The organism is Mycobacterium sp. E3251, from assembly GCF_001666835.1.
GTDB lineage: Bacteria > Actinomycetota > Actinomycetes > Mycobacteriales > Mycobacteriaceae > Mycobacterium.
On sequence record NZ_LZJF01000143.1, the window covers coordinates 1 to 563 of the forward strand.

Below are 563 nucleotides of genomic sequence, written 5' to 3' on the forward strand. Positions count from 1 at the left end.
TCATGTTGAGCCGCAGCGCGGTGAGTAACTTCATCGTTGGGCGCCGGCCGGGCGGGCGAAGAGCGTTCCGCTGATCAGTTCCTTGGCGCAATCCAGCGCGGCGTGGTAGGCCCGCGGGGGTGACGTGGCCGCCAGTTCGGTCAAGCCGTAGACGAGCGCGTACACGGCTTCGACGATGCTGTCCCGATCCTGCCGGTGCGCGAGTTCGCCTCGCCGATAGGCATCGTCGACGACGCCCTCGATGATCTCTCGGAATGCCTGAAACCGCGCGCCCCCCGCGAACCGCGAATCGGCGTCGGCCACGCCCTCGGCGCGGATCACCCACTCGAAGGCGGCGAGATCCGGATACTCGCGCATCAGCCGGCCCGATTCGTCGAGCACCGCCTCGATCTGATCGATGGCGGTCCCGGGGCCCGCGGCGGCCGCCCGCAGCCGGGGCAACGCGACGTCGGTGCGTGCCGCGATCGCGGCCTTGATCAACTCGGCCTTGTTCGGAAAGTAGTTGTACAGGCTGGCGCTCGTGACGTTCGCGGTGCGAGCGATCTCACGGATGGTGGCTCGCG

The 563-nt window shown here is 68.6% G+C and carries 1 protein-coding gene; it reads right to left on the reverse strand.

What is annotated here, in order from left to right; all coding sequences use genetic code 11:
• Positions 1-30 precede the first annotated feature (30 nt).
• On the reverse strand, positions 31-563 hold a 533-nt coding region (locus A5697_RS17820), incomplete at its 5' end, for a TetR/AcrR family transcriptional regulator (protein WP_197501056.1).